The organism is Ectobacillus polymachus (genome assembly GCF_048159605.1).
Classification (GTDB): Bacteria; Bacillota; Bacilli; order Bacillales; family Bacillaceae_G; genus Ectobacillus; species Ectobacillus polymachus.
This window is the reverse complement of the sequence record NZ_JBLREB010000001.1, coordinates 116368-135080: the sequence shown is the minus strand read 5'-3', so window position 1 is coordinate 135080 and position 18713 is coordinate 116368. Positions and strand designations below refer to the sequence as shown.

At 39.2% G+C, this 18713-nt stretch carries 16 protein-coding genes; 4 read left to right on the top strand and 12 right to left on the bottom strand.

Going from position 1 to position 18713, the window contains the following annotated elements; translation table 11 throughout:
- Positions 1 to 105: 105 nt before the first annotated feature.
- Together ACM5BR_RS00570 and ACM5BR_RS00565 are read right to left on the bottom strand one after the other, a co-directional pair.
- Positions 106 to 1656, bottom strand: coding sequence for a BCCT family transporter (locus ACM5BR_RS00570; protein ID WP_416825247.1), 1551 nt, complete (start codon positions 1654 to 1656; stop codon positions 106 to 108).
- Between the two features lie 109 nt (positions 1657 to 1765).
- Positions 1766 to 2797 (bottom strand): aromatic ring-hydroxylating oxygenase subunit alpha, encoded by a 1032-nt coding sequence (locus ACM5BR_RS00565; RefSeq protein ID WP_416825246.1) that lies wholly within the window; start codon positions 2795 to 2797, stop codon positions 1766 to 1768.
- Between the two features lie 200 nt (positions 2798 to 2997).
- On the opposite strand from ACM5BR_RS00565, the gene ACM5BR_RS00560 reads away from it, so the two are divergent.
- Positions 2998 to 4413, top strand: a complete 1416-nt coding sequence (locus ACM5BR_RS00560; protein WP_416825245.1) for a sigma-54 interaction domain-containing protein — start codon at positions 2998 to 3000, stop codon at positions 4411 to 4413.
- Between the two features lie 65 nt (positions 4414 to 4478).
- Here the strand turns inward: ACM5BR_RS00560 and ACM5BR_RS00555 are convergent, their stop codons facing one another.
- The 10 genes from ACM5BR_RS00555 to ACM5BR_RS00510 form a co-directional block, all read right to left on the bottom strand.
- Positions 4479 to 6038, bottom strand: coding sequence for an MDR family MFS transporter (locus ACM5BR_RS00555; RefSeq protein WP_416827803.1), 1560 nt, complete (start codon positions 6036 to 6038; stop codon positions 4479 to 4481).
- Between the two features lie 67 nt (positions 6039 to 6105).
- Positions 6106 to 6555 carry a MarR family winged helix-turn-helix transcriptional regulator gene (locus ACM5BR_RS00550; RefSeq protein ID WP_416825244.1) on the bottom strand — a complete coding sequence of 150 codons (450 nt, stop codon included), beginning with the start codon at positions 6553 to 6555 and terminating at the stop codon, positions 6106 to 6108.
- Between the two features lie 183 nt (positions 6556 to 6738).
- The gene (locus ACM5BR_RS00545) at positions 6739 to 8166 is read right to left on the bottom strand and encodes an NAD-dependent succinate-semialdehyde dehydrogenase (protein WP_416825243.1); all 1428 of its coding nucleotides are present in this window, start codon (positions 8164 to 8166) and stop codon (positions 6739 to 6741) included.
- Between the two features lie 308 nt (positions 8167 to 8474).
- Entirely contained in the window at positions 8475 to 9269 is a 795-nt protein-coding gene (locus ACM5BR_RS00540) for an inositol monophosphatase family protein (RefSeq protein WP_416825242.1), read from the bottom strand.
- Between the two features lie 16 nt (positions 9270 to 9285).
- On the bottom strand, positions 9286 to 10233 hold the full coding sequence (locus ACM5BR_RS00535; protein ID WP_416825241.1) for a ComEC/Rec2 family competence protein: 948 nt from the start codon (positions 10231 to 10233) through the stop codon (positions 9286 to 9288).
- Positions 10233 to 11291 carry an ABC transporter ATP-binding protein gene (locus tag ACM5BR_RS00530; protein WP_416825240.1) on the bottom strand — a complete coding sequence of 353 codons (1059 nt, stop codon included), beginning with the start codon at positions 11289 to 11291 and terminating at the stop codon, positions 10233 to 10235. Before ACM5BR_RS00530 ends, ACM5BR_RS00535 begins: the two co-directional genes overlap by 1 nt.
- 1 nt (position 11292) lies before the next feature.
- Positions 11293 to 12150 (bottom strand): ABC transporter permease, encoded by an 858-nt coding sequence (locus tag ACM5BR_RS00525; RefSeq protein WP_416825239.1) that lies wholly within the window; start codon positions 12148 to 12150, stop codon positions 11293 to 11295.
- Entirely contained in the window at positions 12143 to 13009 is an 867-nt protein-coding gene (locus ACM5BR_RS00520; protein WP_416825238.1) for an ABC transporter permease, read from the bottom strand. The genes ACM5BR_RS00525 and ACM5BR_RS00520 overlap by 8 nt, the downstream gene beginning before the upstream one ends.
- Positions 13010 to 13041: 32 nt before the next feature.
- Positions 13042 to 14205 (bottom strand): extracellular solute-binding protein, encoded by a 1164-nt coding sequence (locus ACM5BR_RS00515; RefSeq protein WP_416825237.1) that lies wholly within the window; start codon positions 14203 to 14205, stop codon positions 13042 to 13044.
- A 110-nt stretch (positions 14206 to 14315) separates the two neighbouring features.
- The gene (locus tag ACM5BR_RS00510; RefSeq protein ID WP_416825236.1) at positions 14316 to 15653 is read right to left on the bottom strand and encodes a hypothetical protein; all 1338 of its coding nucleotides are present in this window, start codon (positions 15651 to 15653) and stop codon (positions 14316 to 14318) included.
- Between the two features lie 210 nt (positions 15654 to 15863).
- Here ACM5BR_RS00510 and ACM5BR_RS00505 point away from each other — a divergent pair, with 210 nt between their 5' ends.
- From ACM5BR_RS00505 to ACM5BR_RS00495, 3 genes are all read left to right on the top strand, one after another.
- Positions 15864 to 16571 (top strand): GntR family transcriptional regulator, encoded by a 708-nt coding sequence (locus tag ACM5BR_RS00505; RefSeq protein ID WP_416825235.1) that lies wholly within the window; start codon positions 15864 to 15866, stop codon positions 16569 to 16571.
- Positions 16572 to 16650: 79 nt separating this feature from the next.
- Positions 16651 to 17010 carry a Lin0512 family protein gene (locus tag ACM5BR_RS00500; protein ID WP_416825234.1) on the top strand — a complete coding sequence of 120 codons (360 nt, stop codon included), beginning with the start codon at positions 16651 to 16653 and terminating at the stop codon, positions 17008 to 17010.
- 365 nt (positions 17011 to 17375) lie between these two features.
- Positions 17376 to 18077: a YoaK family protein gene (locus ACM5BR_RS00495; protein WP_416825233.1), complete on the top strand. Its 702-nt coding sequence runs from the start codon at positions 17376 to 17378 to the stop codon at positions 18075 to 18077.
- Positions 18078 to 18713 lie beyond the last annotated feature (636 nt).

Sequence of the window (18713 nt, the reverse complement as noted above, 5' to 3'; positions counted from 1 at the left end):
TTCAGCAAGTACAGAAGACAAGGAAGGGTAGATATAAGAGGAAGGCAGAAATTTAATAAAATAATAGATCCGACAGAAAACTATTTTTCTGCCGGATTGATTCTATCAAGAAGAACGTTTTGAGGTTTGTTCATTGTATATTTCTACTTCTTTCTTAATTTGATCCTCTTTTATCCATTTAACTAGTGATATTGCTGCCATTGCCATTATTAATATAAGTGGAACAGATGTAATAACTACTACGGATTGAAGTGCATGTAGACCTCCTCCAAACATCATTGAAAATGCCACAAGTTCAATCACGAAAGCCCAAAATATTTTGTGCCAACGAGCTGGTTCCCCGTCCAATGATAATGTTTTAGAAGCTGCACTTGCTAACGTGTAAGAAGAAGAATCTAGTGTAGCAGATAGAAATATAAGGGTAATGATAACGATGACTAACAATGCAATATTACCGCCAGGAAGCCCTTGATATATTGCAGCAATGGCGGCTTCTCCACCTTTTTTCTCTAAAATGTCGATTACAGGTACAAGTTTGTGAAGTTCAAAGTAAAGTCCTGTATTGCCAAAAATGGAAAAGGCTGTCCAGCATCCGATTGTTCCCCCAATACATTCGGCAAAAATAACTTGTCTGATCGTTCTTCCTTTTGAAATTTTCGCTACGAAGATTCCCATATACGGAGCACAAGTGATCCACCATGCCCAGTAAAATACAGTCCAAGCCTCTGGAAAGCCAGAATGAGCGATAGAATCAGTATAGAAACTCATACGGAAGAAGTTCTGTAGTAAAATACCAACGCTATCTGTAAATCTTGAAATAATAAACAATGTTGGGCCAGCTAAAAGAACGAAGGCAGATAGTGCTAAGAAGAGATACGTATTGATATTAGCTAATCGTTTCAAGCCCTTTTTTAGTCCAAAATACGTGCTAACACAGAATATTAATGTCAATATTACGATGAGGGTTATATCTAGCGTAGAAGTTCGGGTTATATGAAATAAATTAGAAATACCTTCTGAAATCAATGGAAGTCCTAGTCCTAAAGCTGCTCCTATGCCTCCAACAAGACCTACCATAAAGAAAACGTCAATAGACTTTCCTATCCAACCATTTTCTCCCTTTTTGAGAACTCCCCCGCAAGCTGCACTTAATTTTACACTCGAGTTTTTCCTCACGTATAAGTTGTAGGCAATCGGCAATGCAGGTAGACAATACAATACCCAAGCACTAAAGCCCCAATGAAATAATCCATACGTAGCCGCCCAATCCGCTGCTTGGATCGTTTTAGGCTGAGCCCCAAAAGGAGGTTCTGTGTAATAATAAGCCCATTCAATGGCACTCCAGTACGTAATACTTGCACCAATACCAGCTGTAAATAACATGGCTAACCAGCTAAATGTTGAGAATTCCGGTTTCGTATCTGGTTCACCAAATTTTATCTTTCCATATTTACTAAAGGCTAGCCACATCAAGAAGCCTAACGCAACTACGACAGACCATAAATATATGGAACTCAAACTTTTTGCAATCAAATGATGAAGATCTCCAAGAACGGCGGTTCCTTGTTTCGGATTAAACAAAACGGGTATCACTAAAGCAGCAACTATAGCTAGAGCCGACCAAAAGATACCTTTCTCTACATTTGATTGTTTCATATCGTAGATCCTCCCCTTCCTTCTTATCTGATATTTGCGTAACCCTCTCCATAAAGCGCTTTCATAAATATCCACCTGCTAATGCAGGTGGATAGGTGAATCGATTGAATCATTCCATAGCTTGTTTCCACAATTGATGGAAATGATGTAGAGCATGCTCGGTCGGTGAATAGATTCCCTTTCCAAACGCTTGAGAATGTAATCCACTTTGCAAAAGCTCAACTATTTCAAAATCTTCTTCTCGCACCTGATCAACAAATTTAATTAAAGCTTCATCTTCTTTCGTTAAGTTTTCATTCACAAAATAATAACGATAGATTGCTAATGTACTTTTTTCATCAACCGGGATAATTTGCGTCGTTGAAATATTCTCGCTCCCCGGATAGATACTGATCATTGTGTTTGGCCATATCCAATAAAAACGAGCACCTGATTCCTCTTCACCATTGCTTCCAACCGTACATTGATAGGAAAAATTATCATAAGGAATAATGCTATAATTTTCCAAATCAAATGTTTTTGTAAAAGCTGGATGTGCAATTCTACAATGATCACATTCTAAGTAATTATCAATAACAGACTTCCAGTTTGCGTGAATCACACGGCGATTTTCTCTAACTAGCTTCAATGAAGGAAGAAAAGTATATTCGTCGATCTGATCTAAAAATGTTCGATACATCGTTTGAAGATCAGGTGCGTCCGGATCGAGATTGACAAAAATCATCCCTTGATATACTTCTAAACGAATAGAAGTCATACACTTATGATCTTGCAGTTCGTTTTCCTTGAAATTTGGAGTTTTATTCACTGTTCCGTCTAAATGAAAGGTCCATCCATGATAGATACACTGGAAAACTTTTTTATTTCCGTATTCCGCACGTTCCACAATTGCACCACGGTGTGGACAAATATTATAAGAGGCATGAAGCTCTTCATTCTCCCCCCGTGTTACGATAATTGGCTCTCCCGCTAAATCGAATGTGAAAAAGTCTCCAACTTTCTCCACTTGGCTTGTATGCCCCACCATAATCCAATTTTTATAAAAGATATTTTTTCTTTCTTCCTCTAAGACCTTCGGATCAACATATTGATGGTAAGGTAATGTATACTCTACTTTTTCTACGTTTTCCTTTGTATTCATGTAGCAAGTTCCCCCTTTCCCTTTTAAAATTGCTTTCATTACTTTTAATGCAAGATTGATGCCAACTTTAAAATTATCTCTAATTCAGTATTTTTACTTTTTTTACCATATAAATATAGTTTATAATAGACTCAATTTATACACTTTAGACTCATTTAAGTCTGTTTAGACTCATCCTATATCGTAAGGAGGCCAAGATCATGCTAATGAATAATGAAGACAAAATCGAAATGAGTGCTGAAATATTGAAAAAAATTTTAGATCATTCGCCTAACGAAATTTATGTTGTAAACAAAGATGCTTACATTATTTACGCAAATAAAGCATGTGAAAGGCATTATGGAACACTACTAAGTGAAATCGTAGGAAAGCATAATGATGAACTATTCTCCAAAGGATATTGGAAACCTAGTATTCTTCCATTCGTGTTAAAAGAAAAGAAGCCCGTTACAATAAAGCAAATGTCTCATGTTGGGAAGGAGCTCATTACAACTGCCATACCTTTGCTAAATGATAATCAGGAAATTGAAATGATCATTACGACGGCTCAAGAAGCAAACTATAAAGAGCTGTTTATCCCAGTTGAGCAAGAAGTAGAAGTAACGATTGAAAATAATTCGTTCAAAGAAAACATCATTACAAACAATGAAAAGATGAACAATGTATTAAAGGTTTGCGATAAAATCTCTTCAGTTGACACTACCATCTTAATTCAAGGGGAGTCTGGTACAGGAAAAGGGGTGTTGGCCAAAACCATCCATAATAGGAGCCATCGAAAAAACTCACCTTTCTTGTCTATTAACTGCGCTGCTATTCCAGAACATTTAATAGAATCAGAGCTTTTCGGATACACAGAAGGAGCTTTTACCGGTGCAGCCAAAAACGGTAAAAAAGGATTACTTGAAATAGCAAATAGCGGCACAGTTTTTTTAGATGAAATTGGGGAAATTCCTTTGCATATTCAAGCAAAGCTTCTACAGGTCATTCAAGATAATGAATTTCTCCCTGTTGGAAGCAGACAAGTGAAGAAAGTCGATATTCGTATTATTTCTGCTACAAATCGTGATTTATATGAAATGGTACAGAAAAAACAATTTAGAGAAGATTTATATTATCGACTGAATGTAGTGAACATACAAATACCACCACTAAGAGAAAGGAAAGAAGATATCATTCCACTCACTTACTATTTTCTTTCCGAATTCAATAAAAAGTATCAAGTCAATCGCATTATATCGCCAGAAGTCCTTAATATTTTTTATAACTTTTCTTGGCCCGGTAATATACGTCAATTAGAAAATACAGTGGAAAGCCTTGTTGTAACAAGCGACAACAGTATTCAAGTTGCTGATTTACCATTTCTATTTCTGCAAAAAAATGAACTAGAACCCCTAAGTAAAGAAGCACACAACCAAAATAGAAAGGTCCAAGATAACCAAATGCAAAAACTCCAAAATTCCACATTACACGCAGCATTAGAAGAACTCGAAAAAGACCTCATTGTCCATTCTTATAAGAAATTCAGAAGCACAAGGAAAGTAGCCGATCACTTATCCATCAGCCAATCAAAAGCATCACGATTGGTCCGAAAGTACTGCCATGATTTAGATTTTTAAAAGGGATTTAATATAATACTAAAAAAAAGCTGCACCTATGTATCAAGGTGCAGCTTTTCTCTTCTTTAATGATCCGTCGCTGGTACCGCGACCTCTTCTACCTTCTTTTTTCTTCCCTCTGGTTTTTGCCGTTTATTCAATTTTATTTTCTGTAAGAATAGGGTGCATACACCCCCAACAATGATAAATACCAGTCCTGTGAAGAATACGCTGTGGAGCGTATCCATTAAAGATGTTTTTAAGATTGGGACGATTTTATCCGTTAAGGCTGCTGGTAGCTGCTTTAATACATCGGGATTAAAGAGCATTTGGTACAGACTTTCCGGATTGGTTGCGATGGTGTCCTTCATCTTTGCAGCAATAGGCGCTGCTTGTGGAGGCAGTGTATTTAAATACGGAACCAGATTGTCGGTGAGCAGTGTTCCGGATTTACTGTTCATAACAGCTCCTAATACGGTAATACCAAACGTCCCCCCAATGGAGCGGAAAAATTGGCTCGATGAAGTAACTACGCCAAGTTCTTTTGGTGGAAAGGTTTCCTGCAACGCAAGCGTTAGTGTTGGCATAACAAATCCCATCCCTAACCCAATAATAGCCATATAAGAAGTCGCAACGAGCTGGGTCGTTTGCATATTTAACGTAGTTAAGAGACCGAAGCCGCTAGCCATAATGATCATGCCTAGAATAATTTGCGTTTTCATCCCTATTTTATATACAATTTGCCCACCGATAATACTCGCCACAATAAGCGAAAGCATCATCGGGGTCATAATCGTACCTGATTGTGTCGCACTTACCCCAACAATCCCTTGCATAAAGAACGGAACAAACGTAATAGCACCAAACATCCCGATGCTCATGAAAAATCCAATCATACTAAGAGGGGTAAAGACTCTGCTTTTAAACAAATGCATGGGCAAAATTGGTTCTTTCGCTTTCGTTTCTACGATTACAAAGCTTACTAACCCAATCGCAGCTAGTACAAACATGCCAATCTCTTGCCAGGAATTCCAAGCATAATCTTTTCCGCCAAAGCTAAGACCAAGAAGTAAGCTAACGATACCGACAATCATCGTAATCATACCTGCAATATCGAATTCAATCGGTCCAGTATGCTTCTTCGCTTTAATCCCCATTGCGATAAAAATCGTCGCAATGATTCCAACAGGCAGGTTAATATAAAATACCCAGTGCCAATTTAAGTGATCAACAATCCAGCCGCCTATTTGCGGCCCAATCACAGAGGCAAGACCGTATATCCCGCCGAAGACTCCTTGAAATCTTGCACGTTGTGCTCCTGTAAAAATATCGCCAATTACGATCATCGCCATTGGCATTAAGACGCCGCCACCGATTCCCTGCAAAGCCCGGTATAAAACGAGCTGCGTCATCGTAGTAGCCGTTCCGCATAGAGCAGAAGCAACCATAAATATAATGAGCCCTGTCACATAAACTGACCGGCGTCCGAGTAAATCTGATAACTTCCCAGCAATCGGGACAACCGTTGTTGACGTAAGCAAATAAGCCGTTGTCATCCATGTCATCATACTAAGACCGCCAAGATCTCCTACAATGCGCGGCATGGCCGTTCCTACAATCGTACCATCAAGCGCAGCAAAGAACATTGCAATAATCAGTCCGATTAACAATAATGTTCGATTATAATGATGTGTTTCCAATGATGATCTCTCCTTATTCTTTTCTTTCTTCTAAAGCAGATGCTTCGGCAAGTTTTTCAGCAATCTCTGCAAACTGCGTAAGATCAGCTTCTGATAAATGAGAAAGATACCGTTTGACAATTGCTTTTCGTTCCACTAATATGGTTTGAAATTTCTCTTCACCTATTTCAGTAAGGCGAATATTTACTACACGTCGATCCTTTTTATCGTGCTCTCGCATAATAAAATTATGCTGCTCCAAACGGTCCATCATAAATGTCACCGCACTCGGCTTCACATCCATATGTTCAGCAAGCTCTGATACTTTACAGCTTCCTTGCTTTTGAATCAGTGATAGCACGATAAATTGTGACAAGGTAATTCCTTGGGCATTCATATCTTTCAACATTTCTGCCTGCATTTTTCGAATCACTTCTTGAAGCGCCGTCTGAACTCGATCAATAAGCGGATCCCTTTTCTCCATCTTGAATCCCCCTTTATCTTACAACCTAATCCAATAATATAATTAATATTTAATGCTTATTAAATATATAGGAGATTGAAATAAATTACAAGTTAAAAAATGCTTTATCACTAGATGCTTTAATCTACGCTGTAATAAAAAAACGCACGCTTTAGAACTCGCGTGCGTTTTCCTTCTATAATATTAAGTAAGCGCAATAGAAATAAATTTGGTTTCAAGGTATTCTTCTATTCCATGATGTCCACCTTCACGGCCTAAGCCGCTTTGTTTATAGCCGCCAAATGGAGCTTGGGCGACAGACGGAACTCCATCGTTTAAACCGACGATTCCATATTCCAATTGCTCGGAGACTTGAATTGCTTTATTTATGTTTTGCGTAAATACATAGGCAGCTAGTCCGTATGGCGTATCATTTGCCTTTTGAATCACTTCTTCTGTACTTTTGAAGGTGGCAATCGGAGCAAGCGGTCCAAATGTTTCTTCATTCATACAAAGCATATCATCGTTGGCATCCAGTAAAACGGTCGGTTCAAAGAAGTAGCCACCACTTAAGAAAAATTGGTTTCCTCCTGCTTTTATCTTTCCGCCCTTTTGTACCGCATCGGAAATATGCTCTTCCATCTTATGAATGGCTCTTGCATCAATAAGCGGTCCAATTTCCGTTTCTGCTTTCAACCCATTTCCAATTTTCAATTCTTTTACTGCTGCACTAAATTTCTCTGAAAAAGCATCCACAATGGATTCTTCAACATAGAATCTATTGGCACATACACAAGTTTGTCCTGCATTTCTGAATTTAGAAGCAATTGCTCCCGAAACAGCTTGATCTAAATCAGCATCTTCAAAGACGATAAACGGTGCATGACCGCCTAGTTCAAGTGAGATTTTTTTCACTGTATCGGCAGCGCCGCGCATTAAGAGTTTCCCAACCTCTGTTGAACCAGTGAAAGTGATTTTCCTAACCCGTTCGTCCTGCAGCCATGTTTCGCCGATTGCCTTGGCATCGCCAGTAACCACATGGAATACGTCTTTTGGAATACCTGCTTTGTGGGCTAACTCTGCCAGTTTCAGAGCAGTTAACGGGGTTTGTTCTGCTGGTTTCACGACTACCGTGCATCCAGCTGCCAATGCCGGTGCTACTTTTCTTGTAATCATAGCAGCAGGAAAATTCCAAGGTGTAATCGCTGCGACAACACCAACCGGTTGTTTTAAGACAATAATCCGTTTCTTTTCATGTGAGGCAGGAATTGTTTCCCCATATATTCTTTTCCCTTCTTCTGCATACCATGAGACAAAACTGTTTCCATACACGACTTCGCCGATTGCTTCTTTTAATGGCTTTCCTTGTTCTAGGGTCATGATTTCCCCAATTTCTTCTTTTTCCTCATCAATTAGCTTGTACCACTCCAGTAAACGTTCTCCCCGTTCGGCTGCCGTTTTTTTCGACCAACCGGATAATGCCTCATAAGCTTCATCCACTGCCTGTTTTGCTTCCGCTGCACCACCATTTGGAACAGTCGAAATTACTTCACCATTCGCTGGATTTATCACAGGAATAACTGATACATCCATATCTTCGATTATTTCTCCATTTCCTCGTTTGATCACCATTTTATCCTCTCCTAACGGTTATATTGAAATTGGTCAAAAAGTAAGGGGCGATTTATGTATACTGTATTTTTTACAAAATACATTTGCCAATGATTCTAATAATTCTATTTAAAAACGCTTCATTCCTTTTTACAAAATTGGAATGGCCCTTGCAAAATTAACAGTTTTGTTCTTTTTTTAAGTGCATTTGAATTAATGATTTTCAAAAATACCTCACCTCTAAACATAAAAAGTGTCCCAAACTTTTGGGACACCCTCACTTCTTCTTTTAAACTATTTTTCTACGAGCGAGCCTGCCATTATGTAAGCTAATTTTGTAATGTGGCTTGGATTTGTTCATGAATCCTGCCATTACTTGCTATAACCTCTCCGCTTTCAAGTAAAAAGGGCTGATTGATTCCCGTAACCTTGCCTCCGGCTTCCTCGACCAAGAGAACGCCTGCAGCAATATCCCAGGGTGACAATCCACTTTGCCAATAGCCCTCTAATCGTCCCGCTGCAACATAAGCCAAATCTAACGCAGCTGAGCCGGAAACTTTCAAATAACGGCATTTCCCAAAAAATAGCGGAAATTCTTTATTTTTATCGCCTCCCTCAATCCAATCCATTGCACAATACCCCGTGTGCAGTAAGCTATTTTTGATTTCCTTTGTCTCTGAAACAGTCATTTTTTTACCATTTAAAAAAGCCCCCATGCCTATTGCTGCTGAGTAAAGCTCCTTATGATTAGGCTCATAAACAACCCCCACAATAGGACGCCCATGCTTCACTATAGCAATGGAAACAGCAAAATGCGGGACATCGTGTACAAAGTTCATCGTTCCATCTAAAGGGTCAATAATCCACCCGATTTCGTCTTTATTCTCAATAATATGAAAGTCTCTGCTCAATCCGGACATTTCTTCAGATAAAATCCAATGATTTGGATATTTTCTTGTAATCAGCTCGATTAGGAAAGACTCACTGTCTTTATCAATCTCTGTCACTAAATCCACATGATTACGTTTACACTGCAAATCTGTGAATTTTCCGCGATGACTGACAATCCATTCACCTGACTCCCGGGCAATTGCTTCTGCAAATTTTAGATATTCTTCTATCATATACACTCATACTCCTTTATTTTGAACCAATAAATACCTCAATAGGGCCTTCCAGCTTACGGTAAGATCCTTTGTCATAATTTCCAGTCAGGTCCAGTTCAATATCAACAGCTTCCATTAATGTTTTCCAAATTTTTAGCTGACGGCCGGATCGCGCTGTACAAACTGGTATGATAACATGTGCAGGATGAAGATTCCGCAACGTTTCGATGGTGCACGCATCATCTAACCCATGGTGCGGAGCCTTCCATACTTTTGCTTTTAAATGTGGGTTCCTGCAAAGGATTTCCCACTCCTCCTTCATTAGATCTCCTCCGAATAGGACACCTTTATCTTTTTCTTGTTCGTCCACTAAAAGAAAAACAGAACTATCGTGGTTGGACAGGTGAAAAAAATGGGTAAGCTGCTGTTCGACTTCTTTAAGTGTTTGCTGTTCCTTCAGATTTTCCAACAAATATTCCAAGGCTTGATGTGCAGGAAGCGGGTCATGAATCGATGGATAAAGGTGGTTAAGAGTGACCCCTTTCTCGTCCCATACGATTTGACCTGTTTTCTTAAATTCCCGTCGCCAAATAATAGTTACATGATGTTCATTTAATAGATTAATAAACTCGATATATCTTTTAAGCAAAAGGTAAGCTTGCAAGGCAACAGCATTATTCTGGGTGGCTTCCGTTGCTAATTCCGGCAAAGTAAAAGGTTCGTAAGGCAAAACCGCCCGTAAAACGTTCTTATGCCTAACAACATCTAATAATCCGTTCATATGATCATCGTGGAGATGCGTTAAAATCATGTAGTCCAAAGTATCAAACCCATGACGGTCCATCCAGCTAAGAGGATAATCTTCCTGTTGACTGGGGTCTGCATCCCCGCCATCGATTAGTGTCAATCTGCCGGACGGGTGTACAATAAAATGGGCGTCCCCCCATCCTACATTGAGAAAATAAACTTGTGTTTTTTTCATTAAGATACCCCCAAGGAATGGGCCTGCTTCACGTCGTTGAACCAAAACGCCCTCTCTTTTGGCAAAGTCACAAGGATAGGACCATGCCGCCAGGGCTGATTGTCATCAACAAAAACAATTTGACCGCCAATATCGATAACATGTCGATATCTTGATCCTACAAAGAGCTGTTCCTTCACATAGCCCTGCAGGATCAAAACTGAATCGTTTTCCGTGATTTGCAAACTTGAAGGTGTAGAAACCATTGCTTCGTTTTTGGAGAGCCTAGCATCCTCTGCCCGAATCACCAGCAGCATCGGTTTACCATGATAATCAATCTGTATGGTTGTACTTTCACCAAGAAATTGCGCTGTGAAATAGGATGAAGGATTGCGGTACACTTCCTCCGGTTTTCCGGCCTGCTCCACTTTCCCCTCATTCATAACCACAACATAATCGGCCATGGATAATGCTTCCTCTTGATCGTGCGTTACATATACAGTAGTAATGCCAAATGTTTGCTGGATTTCCCGAATTTCCACTCTCAGCCGTTGACGTACTTTGGCATCAAGATTTGACAGTGGTTCATCTAAAAGCAATACTTTGGGCTGAATCACCAGTGAGCGAGCCAGGGCAATTCGCTGCTGCTGGCCTCCTGAATATTCGGATGGCCGCCTTTTTTTGATATCTTCCGCACTGATTTCAACGCTTTCCAAGATCTTATAAACTCTATGTTCCCTTTCCATGCGAGGAACCTTAAGAATTTTTAAGCCGTATGCAATATTATCAAATACACTCATATGCGGCCAAAGTGCATAATTTTGAAAAACCATTGCCGCACCCCGTTCTTGAGGAGAAAGAAGGGTTACATCTTTGTCTCCAAAAAAAATATTACCTTTATCAATTTGCAAAAAGCCTGCTAAAGACCGGAGCAGTGTCGTCTTACCGCAGCCGCTTGGCCCGACAATTGCTGTAAGACCGCCTCCCGGCAATTCAAGTTCAACATTTTCAATCCCGCGTTTCTTTGCATAATTTTTTGTCACGCGCTGTATATAAATCCCACTTTTAAGCAAATCCATGTTAAACCCTCCCGAAAGCTGCAAGATATTCTGACTTCATAAACCGTTCAAGTAAAATAAGTAATAAAATACCGGGAATCATTAATATTAAAGCTGTAACAGAAGCAATCTGCATTTCATAACCCATTGCGGAGTTGTACATATAAATAGGCATGGTTGTGATAAATGGCGCCCCAATTAACAAGCTTCCAGTAAATTCATCTAATGAGTACAAAAAGACAAGCAGAGCTGCTGCTAGAATTCCGGGAAATGCCAATGGTAAGGCAATCGTAAAAAACGATCTCAATTTCGAAGCACCAAGCATCATCGCAGCTTCTTCATAAGCCGGAGTAATCGATTGGAACACGGAAATTAATGTCCATACCGAAAAAACTAACGCACCGACAAGATGAATGAGCACAACACCAGACAGAGTCCCTACTAAGTCCCAGCGGTACATTAATGTCATTGTATTTGTAAATACAGGCAGCTGCGGAAACGCCTGAGGCAGTAAAAAGATGAGCAGTACAATAGATTTTGCCGGGATTTTATATCTTGCCAGTAAATAAGAAAGGGGCACGGTAAAAATAATCCCAACAACGGTTACCATGATGGCGATTCCAAAACTCAATTCTAACGAATGGATCATTTTTCCCGACATTAATTCTCTCCAATATTGAAAGCCCCATTGTGTCGGTATGGGATGGGGCCAATACCATTTCTCAGCAAATGACCAAATAAGCAAACTTGTTAAAGGCCCTAGAATAATAAAAATAGAGACTGCATATACCAATAATCTTAATGTTAATCGTTTGAACGATATCGTTCTTCCTTGGGAAACAGGGTAACTCGAACGTTGATTAACCGCTAAATTAGTCATGATGAGCCACCGCCTTTAAATAGTAAATTGCCGCTCCAATTGAAACAAGATAAGATAATACGCCAATCGCATTTGCCGCTCCAGCATTATGCTGATAATCAATTTCATAATACAAATCCATCATTAATACTTGATGTCCGCCGCCGTTTCCCATCATAGCTGGAATCGAAAAACATCCCATCATGGAAGTGAAAATCAATACCGCTACGACACCAATCGCTTTGCGTGACATTGGAACAAGGATATCCCAGATTTGTCTGAATGCACCTGCGGAAAAATTACTTGCCGCCTCAAGATAGCTATTGTTCACCCCTCGAAAAGCTCCTATAACAAGCAGGAGGGCAAGTCCAATATTTTTCCATAATAAAGCAAAAATCAGTCCGGTTGTCGTAAATGCCAGCGACGGGAAAGAATCGGGATTATACAAGCCGCTTGTAAGAAAAACTAAGGCCGAGTTCAACGTTCCGTGCGGCGCCAAAAAAACGCGGACGGCATGCCCCACGACGACAAAAGGGACAAAAAGGGGAACTTTAAATAAAAACTCGATAAAACGATTTTGATAAATTCTTAAATAGCCTGCGAGCATAATCGTAAGAAAAAGCAGAAAGACGAGACTTACGAAACAAATCCAAACCGTATAGAAAAAGTCCTGTGAATAGAGATGCCACACTTCTATGTAGTTATCGAATGTCCATTGATTCTCCTTATTTTGAAAACTGACCAACATAGAATGAAAAAATGGATAAATAAATAGCACACCCACAATGGCAACAGCAGGAGTGAATATCAATACTCCTGCTAGCCAATTGAGGGAGGTCCTGATGATATTTAATCCTTTACGCTGCTGGATAAGCTGCATATTTCTTCTCCCCCTAAAATAATCATTTCATTTTACTCGAAGGCTTTGTTAAGGTCTGTGAAATATTCTGTGATTGGGAAAGATTGACCACGCTTCGTTAAATCTTCCGATGTAACATCCTTAAATAATTTATCTTTACCTTGTTGAGATACTTTAGGAAGAACGGCATTCGCCTCAATTCCAGGATACCAGTTGCTAAATTCAACAATGACTTTGGCTTGCGTTTCAGGTGATGCTAAGTTATCTGCATATTTAATGGCCATATCCTTGTTTTTAGCATTTTTAGGAATAACAATATACATTGGCTGTCCTGGCAGTCCAGGATCTGTGACTTTCAAGTGCAGGTTTGGATTCATACGGCCTTGATCTTTCCAAAGGTTGAACATGTCTACCCATACAGGTCCCATATCGATTTCGCCGCGGTTCAACATATCTAACGTACCATTATTCCCGTTTGTATAAGTTACTGGAAGGGATTTCAATTCTTTCACGACAGCAGGCCATTTATCTTCCAGCTTTTTGTCGTAAGGGCCTTCAGTTAATTGCTTATAATCACCCGTTTTCCAGTAAAGAAACGCTGTAGAAAACGCAACACCGCTCATACCATTTTTAATTCCGTTGTAACCAAACTGTTTAGGATGTTCCTTAATCCATTTCTCAAGCTCGTCAAAGTTTTGTGGAACCTGTTTGACTTTTTCCGGATTGTAGGCAATCGCAACCTGGCTGTGGAACAATGGAATGACATAACCATCAACATTTGTACCTAAACTGTTTTTGCTGTCTGGAGATGTTACATATTGCTTGTTATCTGACATTGGAACCCACTTTTCAACAAGATCGTCTTTAATCATTTGCTGCATAATGCTTTGATGTACGATTGCAACATCAATATCCCAATCTGTTTTTCCTGCATCTTTTTGAGCTTTTAATTTATCATAGATTTTACTGGAACCAGCGTCTCCAGGACCGGTACCGATGACATTAACCTCTACATTGCTATGTGCTTTAGTGAAATCAGGTGCAACTTGTTTCGTTTGTAAATCCGCCATATTGGTATCCCCTGCGGTTGCTACGTTTAAAGTAATATGTGCTGAACTGTTATTATTCGAAGATCCTTTGCTGTCCTTACTTGCACTTGCACTCGTTGAATCATTTGATCCACAACCGGCAAGCATCAACACCAAAATAGATAACATTAAGACCATACTCGTTACTTTTTTCATCGCTACCATCCTTTTTGAAATTGATGTCTAGAAACCTCATGACAGGCTTTTAATAGATTCACATTCCCGCTGTGAAAATTTAGTTATTTTGCTTCCACATATGCAGATACTTTTGCTTGGCCATTACTTGTAACGACATTATTCCATGTTACTGAGTTTCCAGGGGCTACGACAGCCGATACATAACCCATATCGTCGTCGCCGGAGGTTCCGTCTGAATCATATACATGAATTTCAACATTCGTGTTAGAAGGTTTTGCTACAAAGATAGTGTTGTAATTTTCTGAGAAGTTAGGGCCGAATTCTGCGTCATTCGCACCAAAGGAGATATTATAATTCTGATACAAAGGAGCATCGTTTTTCTTCCAAAACCTGGCGTCTGTCTGGCCTTGACCGTTAACGTATGCCTTGAGGTAAATGTCGCTGCTGCCGCCGAATGGGTCACGGTTCGCCATACTCTGGGTGTTGACGAGCACAATTTTATGGGAGTAATACGGGTTGTAAACATAACTATGTGAAAAAGTGCCAAGTCCGCCTAGATGTACATCCACCTGGTGAGCCGGGTCTGACCAGTTAAACCCTTGGAAGGTAGGGCCGTCATCTTTGTCATCCCAACCCCACGGTGCATTTGCAGAATTTGGGGTATTATTATCACCTGCAAACGTGCCCCAGGAAGAGAAAATATTCGGGTCATTTCTTCTGTTCCAGAGATCTCCCCATTCAACCAATGCGTAGCCGTAATGGTTCATGTAACTCCCTGACGTATTAGTCGGAAATTGGGCTGTACCCGTATAATCGTATACAATACCGTCACCGCCGGGGGCAGAAGAACCGTCGTAAGCATGTACACCATGACCGCCGCTCGGACTCTGGCCGTTCGCCTGGCAGAATACTTGAGGATGGCTTCCGTTGAACAGAACACCTCCGTCAACGTTGTCTGAACCTGATGTAATGTTCGGATCATTCGTATAATCATACCACTGGTTGTGCGCCATCGTTTCCATCAACTGAAACTGTCCATAGGTCGAGCCATCCTTCCTAATAACAAGGATTAAGCCTTCGAAATCATTTTCATGCGCATCAAGAGGCGCAGTATAAGCATCATCTCTTGCATGAAACAAGTCGTATTCGATGAAGTAATGCGTATTTGTTTCAGATACTTTGTAATAGACATAACCATTTTCATTGTAGTTGTCGAGATTGTCCCAGTTGTTAAGCGCTAAATAATCGCCATCATAATTGAAGTTCGTGATAAAATCTGCTCTTACGTTAAGATCAGCATTGACATCCTGAAAAATCTGCGGAGCCCAATGTGCAGCTAAGTCTGAATAGTTTACGGCGGCATGAGTAGTAGCCGGACTAACAACCAAAGAACCAGCAAGTATCAGTACAGACATCAAACTTGCAATGATCTTCCTCAAAAATATTTTCCCCCTTTTTATTTGTATTTTTATAGCTGTCTGACATCTTCATTTTAGACAAGCCCCCTATCAAGTTCAATCCATAAAATGTTAAATTTATGTATTCCTTTTTTAGTAAATTGTAAATATACAGTCAATTTTATATACTTAGAATGCTAGACATGGCAAAATGATATCTATTGCGAATGTACCGAAAGGAATAAAACAGAGATGAAGGAAAAACCGCGTTATCTTAAAATCAAAGAAGAAATTGAAAGCAGGATCAGACAAGGAGAATTTAAACCAGGAGAAAGGCTTCCTTCCGAACCAGAATTGGCGAAAAAATTTGATGTTAGCCGTCCCACACTCCGTGAAGCGCTTAAGATGCTGCAGTGGGAAAAAATCCTCATCAGTAAGAACGGAGTCGGCACATATGTAAACGACAACTCTGATTTTATCCTTAATCCGCTAAGCAGGCTCCAAAGCCTTGGCCAAATGATGAATAACGAAGGATATAAGGTGAGTGAATCGGATATCAATATTTATACGCGCCATCCTGAGGAAGAATGGAAAAAACAATTGTTGATTGATGAACCTGTTGTTGTATTGGAACGTTCCAGAACGGCAGACGGGAAAAAGGTAGCCTTTTATTATAATATTTTTCCGCAGACACTCGCCTCTAACCACTTTGACGAAGGATTTTCCGGATCAATCTTTGATTTTCTCAAACATAGAATGGGAATTAGCATTGCTTATGCAATAACAGAAATTTGTGCGCTAAGCAACTCCAGCGACATGGACCGAAATGCCGCGGACAAACTTGGTGACGAGGTCATACTGTTAAAACAGCTTCATTTTGACTTTAATGACAATCCTGTCTTCTATTCACTAGATTATCTCAAAACGAATATCTTCAAGCTCTATATTAAGCGGGATTAACTCGAACACTGCAAATGCAAAGAAAAAACGAAAAGAGTAAAATAAAATAGAAAAAAGAATGAAAGGACGGAAACGAATTATGGAAAAAATCATGTTTATTGAAACAGGAATGGGAATCGATGTTCATGGTCAAAATATTACGACTGCAGCAACTCGTGCTATAAAAAATGCGATTCACTATAATTCTATGCCTGGTATTCGGTCTGTACTTCCTGATAACAATCGTGATAATATGAGAGTAAATGTTAAATTGGCAGTTCCTTGTGATAAGGAGAAACTCGATATTGATGCTGTTAAAAAAGTTTTACCATTTGGAATCGTAACAGTGGAAATTATGGATGGCGGAATGATGACAACGAGCGGGATTCTCCTAGAGGAAAAGGGAGATAAAAATGATATGATGTACATCGTTATCGCATCGGTCGAAGTTGGTTATTAAGGTGTGATTAACATATCAAGACCTAAATCGTGCTCTAAATTATTATGTTCAATATTTCACGAAAGCCAGTTGTTAGTACAACAAGAAAGAAGGATCATCGCATCGACCTAAATGTTTAACTCTTGCACCCTTTGTTAAACAAAAAATTTTCAAGCCTAATTTTTGTGAATAAAGCCTTTAAACTAATTGATAATTTTGGTCTGATTCATTCAACAAAACAATAATTTGATTTTCTACTGTATATATAAATGGTAATTATAAATTTTTTTGATGTATTTTGGTTAGGAGTTATTATTAACACCCAGAATGAGAAAGTATAGAATACTTTTTCTGGTACAACACGATGACATAGAACGAAGGAATAAATGATGTATAAAATATTTAGTGCAAATGGTAAATTAAATCCCAAGTTTTTACCTTCAAACTCCATTTATTTTGGAATGTTATTAACAATGATAGGTGGTTTTTTGGACGTATATGCTTTTGTAACGAGAGGCGGAGTATTTGCTAATGTCCAAACTGGAAATTTCGTTTTATTTGGAATTAATTTGATTCAGGGAAATCTATATCAAGCTTTACTTCACATTCTCCCTATCATAGCCTTTATGATAGGAGTTGTGGTTGCAGAAATATTGAAACGCCAGAAGAAACTAAGGCTGTGTGGGATATCAGGAAAAACCATTATTTTATTGGAAATGTTGTTCTTTACAATCATTGGCTTGTTACCTTCCACATTTCCGAATATTGCGGTAACATTCATGCTTTCTTTTGCTGCATCCCTTCAATATTCTTATTTTCGAAAAATCTCTGACTTGGCTTATAGCAATACAATGATAACAGGTAATTTATTGACCGCAACGAAATCCATTTATTCCGCTATCACCACAGGAGACAAGGAAGCAGCAATTCAGTTTTTCAAATTGATGATTATTATCGCTTGCTTTGTAATTGGTGTTTTAAGCGGGGCATTTTTAATTCAAGTTATTGGTAATAAAGCCATTTGGTTCGTCTCTATACTTCTTCTAATAATAGGAATTCTATATAGATCGAGTTTACAGGCTTCTTAAACAATATTGTTCTGAATTCTCTTATCTACCACTAAAACCATTCTTAAGTTGAATGGTTTTTTTCTTTATTTTGCTAACCTGAAACGGTGTTTCTAAAACCTCACCAAGTGCAACCTAAAACCTGCTTTGTGTTTCAATAATTTTTGATACGGCGTACCGCCAAAATCTGATTCATTAATTATTTCCACTTTTTGCCTCCTTCTTGTAGGTTGCTAGCACTCTTCTAGAGAGTTATCACGGAGCTTCAACCTTAGAATTTCTTCACCAGTTGCCTGTCAGCTACTGAGCGTCTTGGCACTTACTCAGATTGGACTTTCACCAATTAGCAATTAACGGCTTGCCGGGCACGCAAAGATAAAAGACTGTAGACAAGCTCGAATTTCTTCGAGTTTGTCTACAGTCTGAAACAACCTTTTTAGGTTGTTTTATGGCCAACTATGGAAAGATGGGATCCTTAACTTCTTGTTGCTTGTCCAGTTTCTAAATTCAAGCATGCACATTCAGGGAGCAACGACGATATTCGCTGTCAATCTAAAAAGAATCTTTAAGCTTCTGAATGAAAAAGAGTAATAAATAGACAAAAAAATTGATTTATAAATAACGCAAGCTTTTCAGTGGCTTCGTACAGTACAGGAC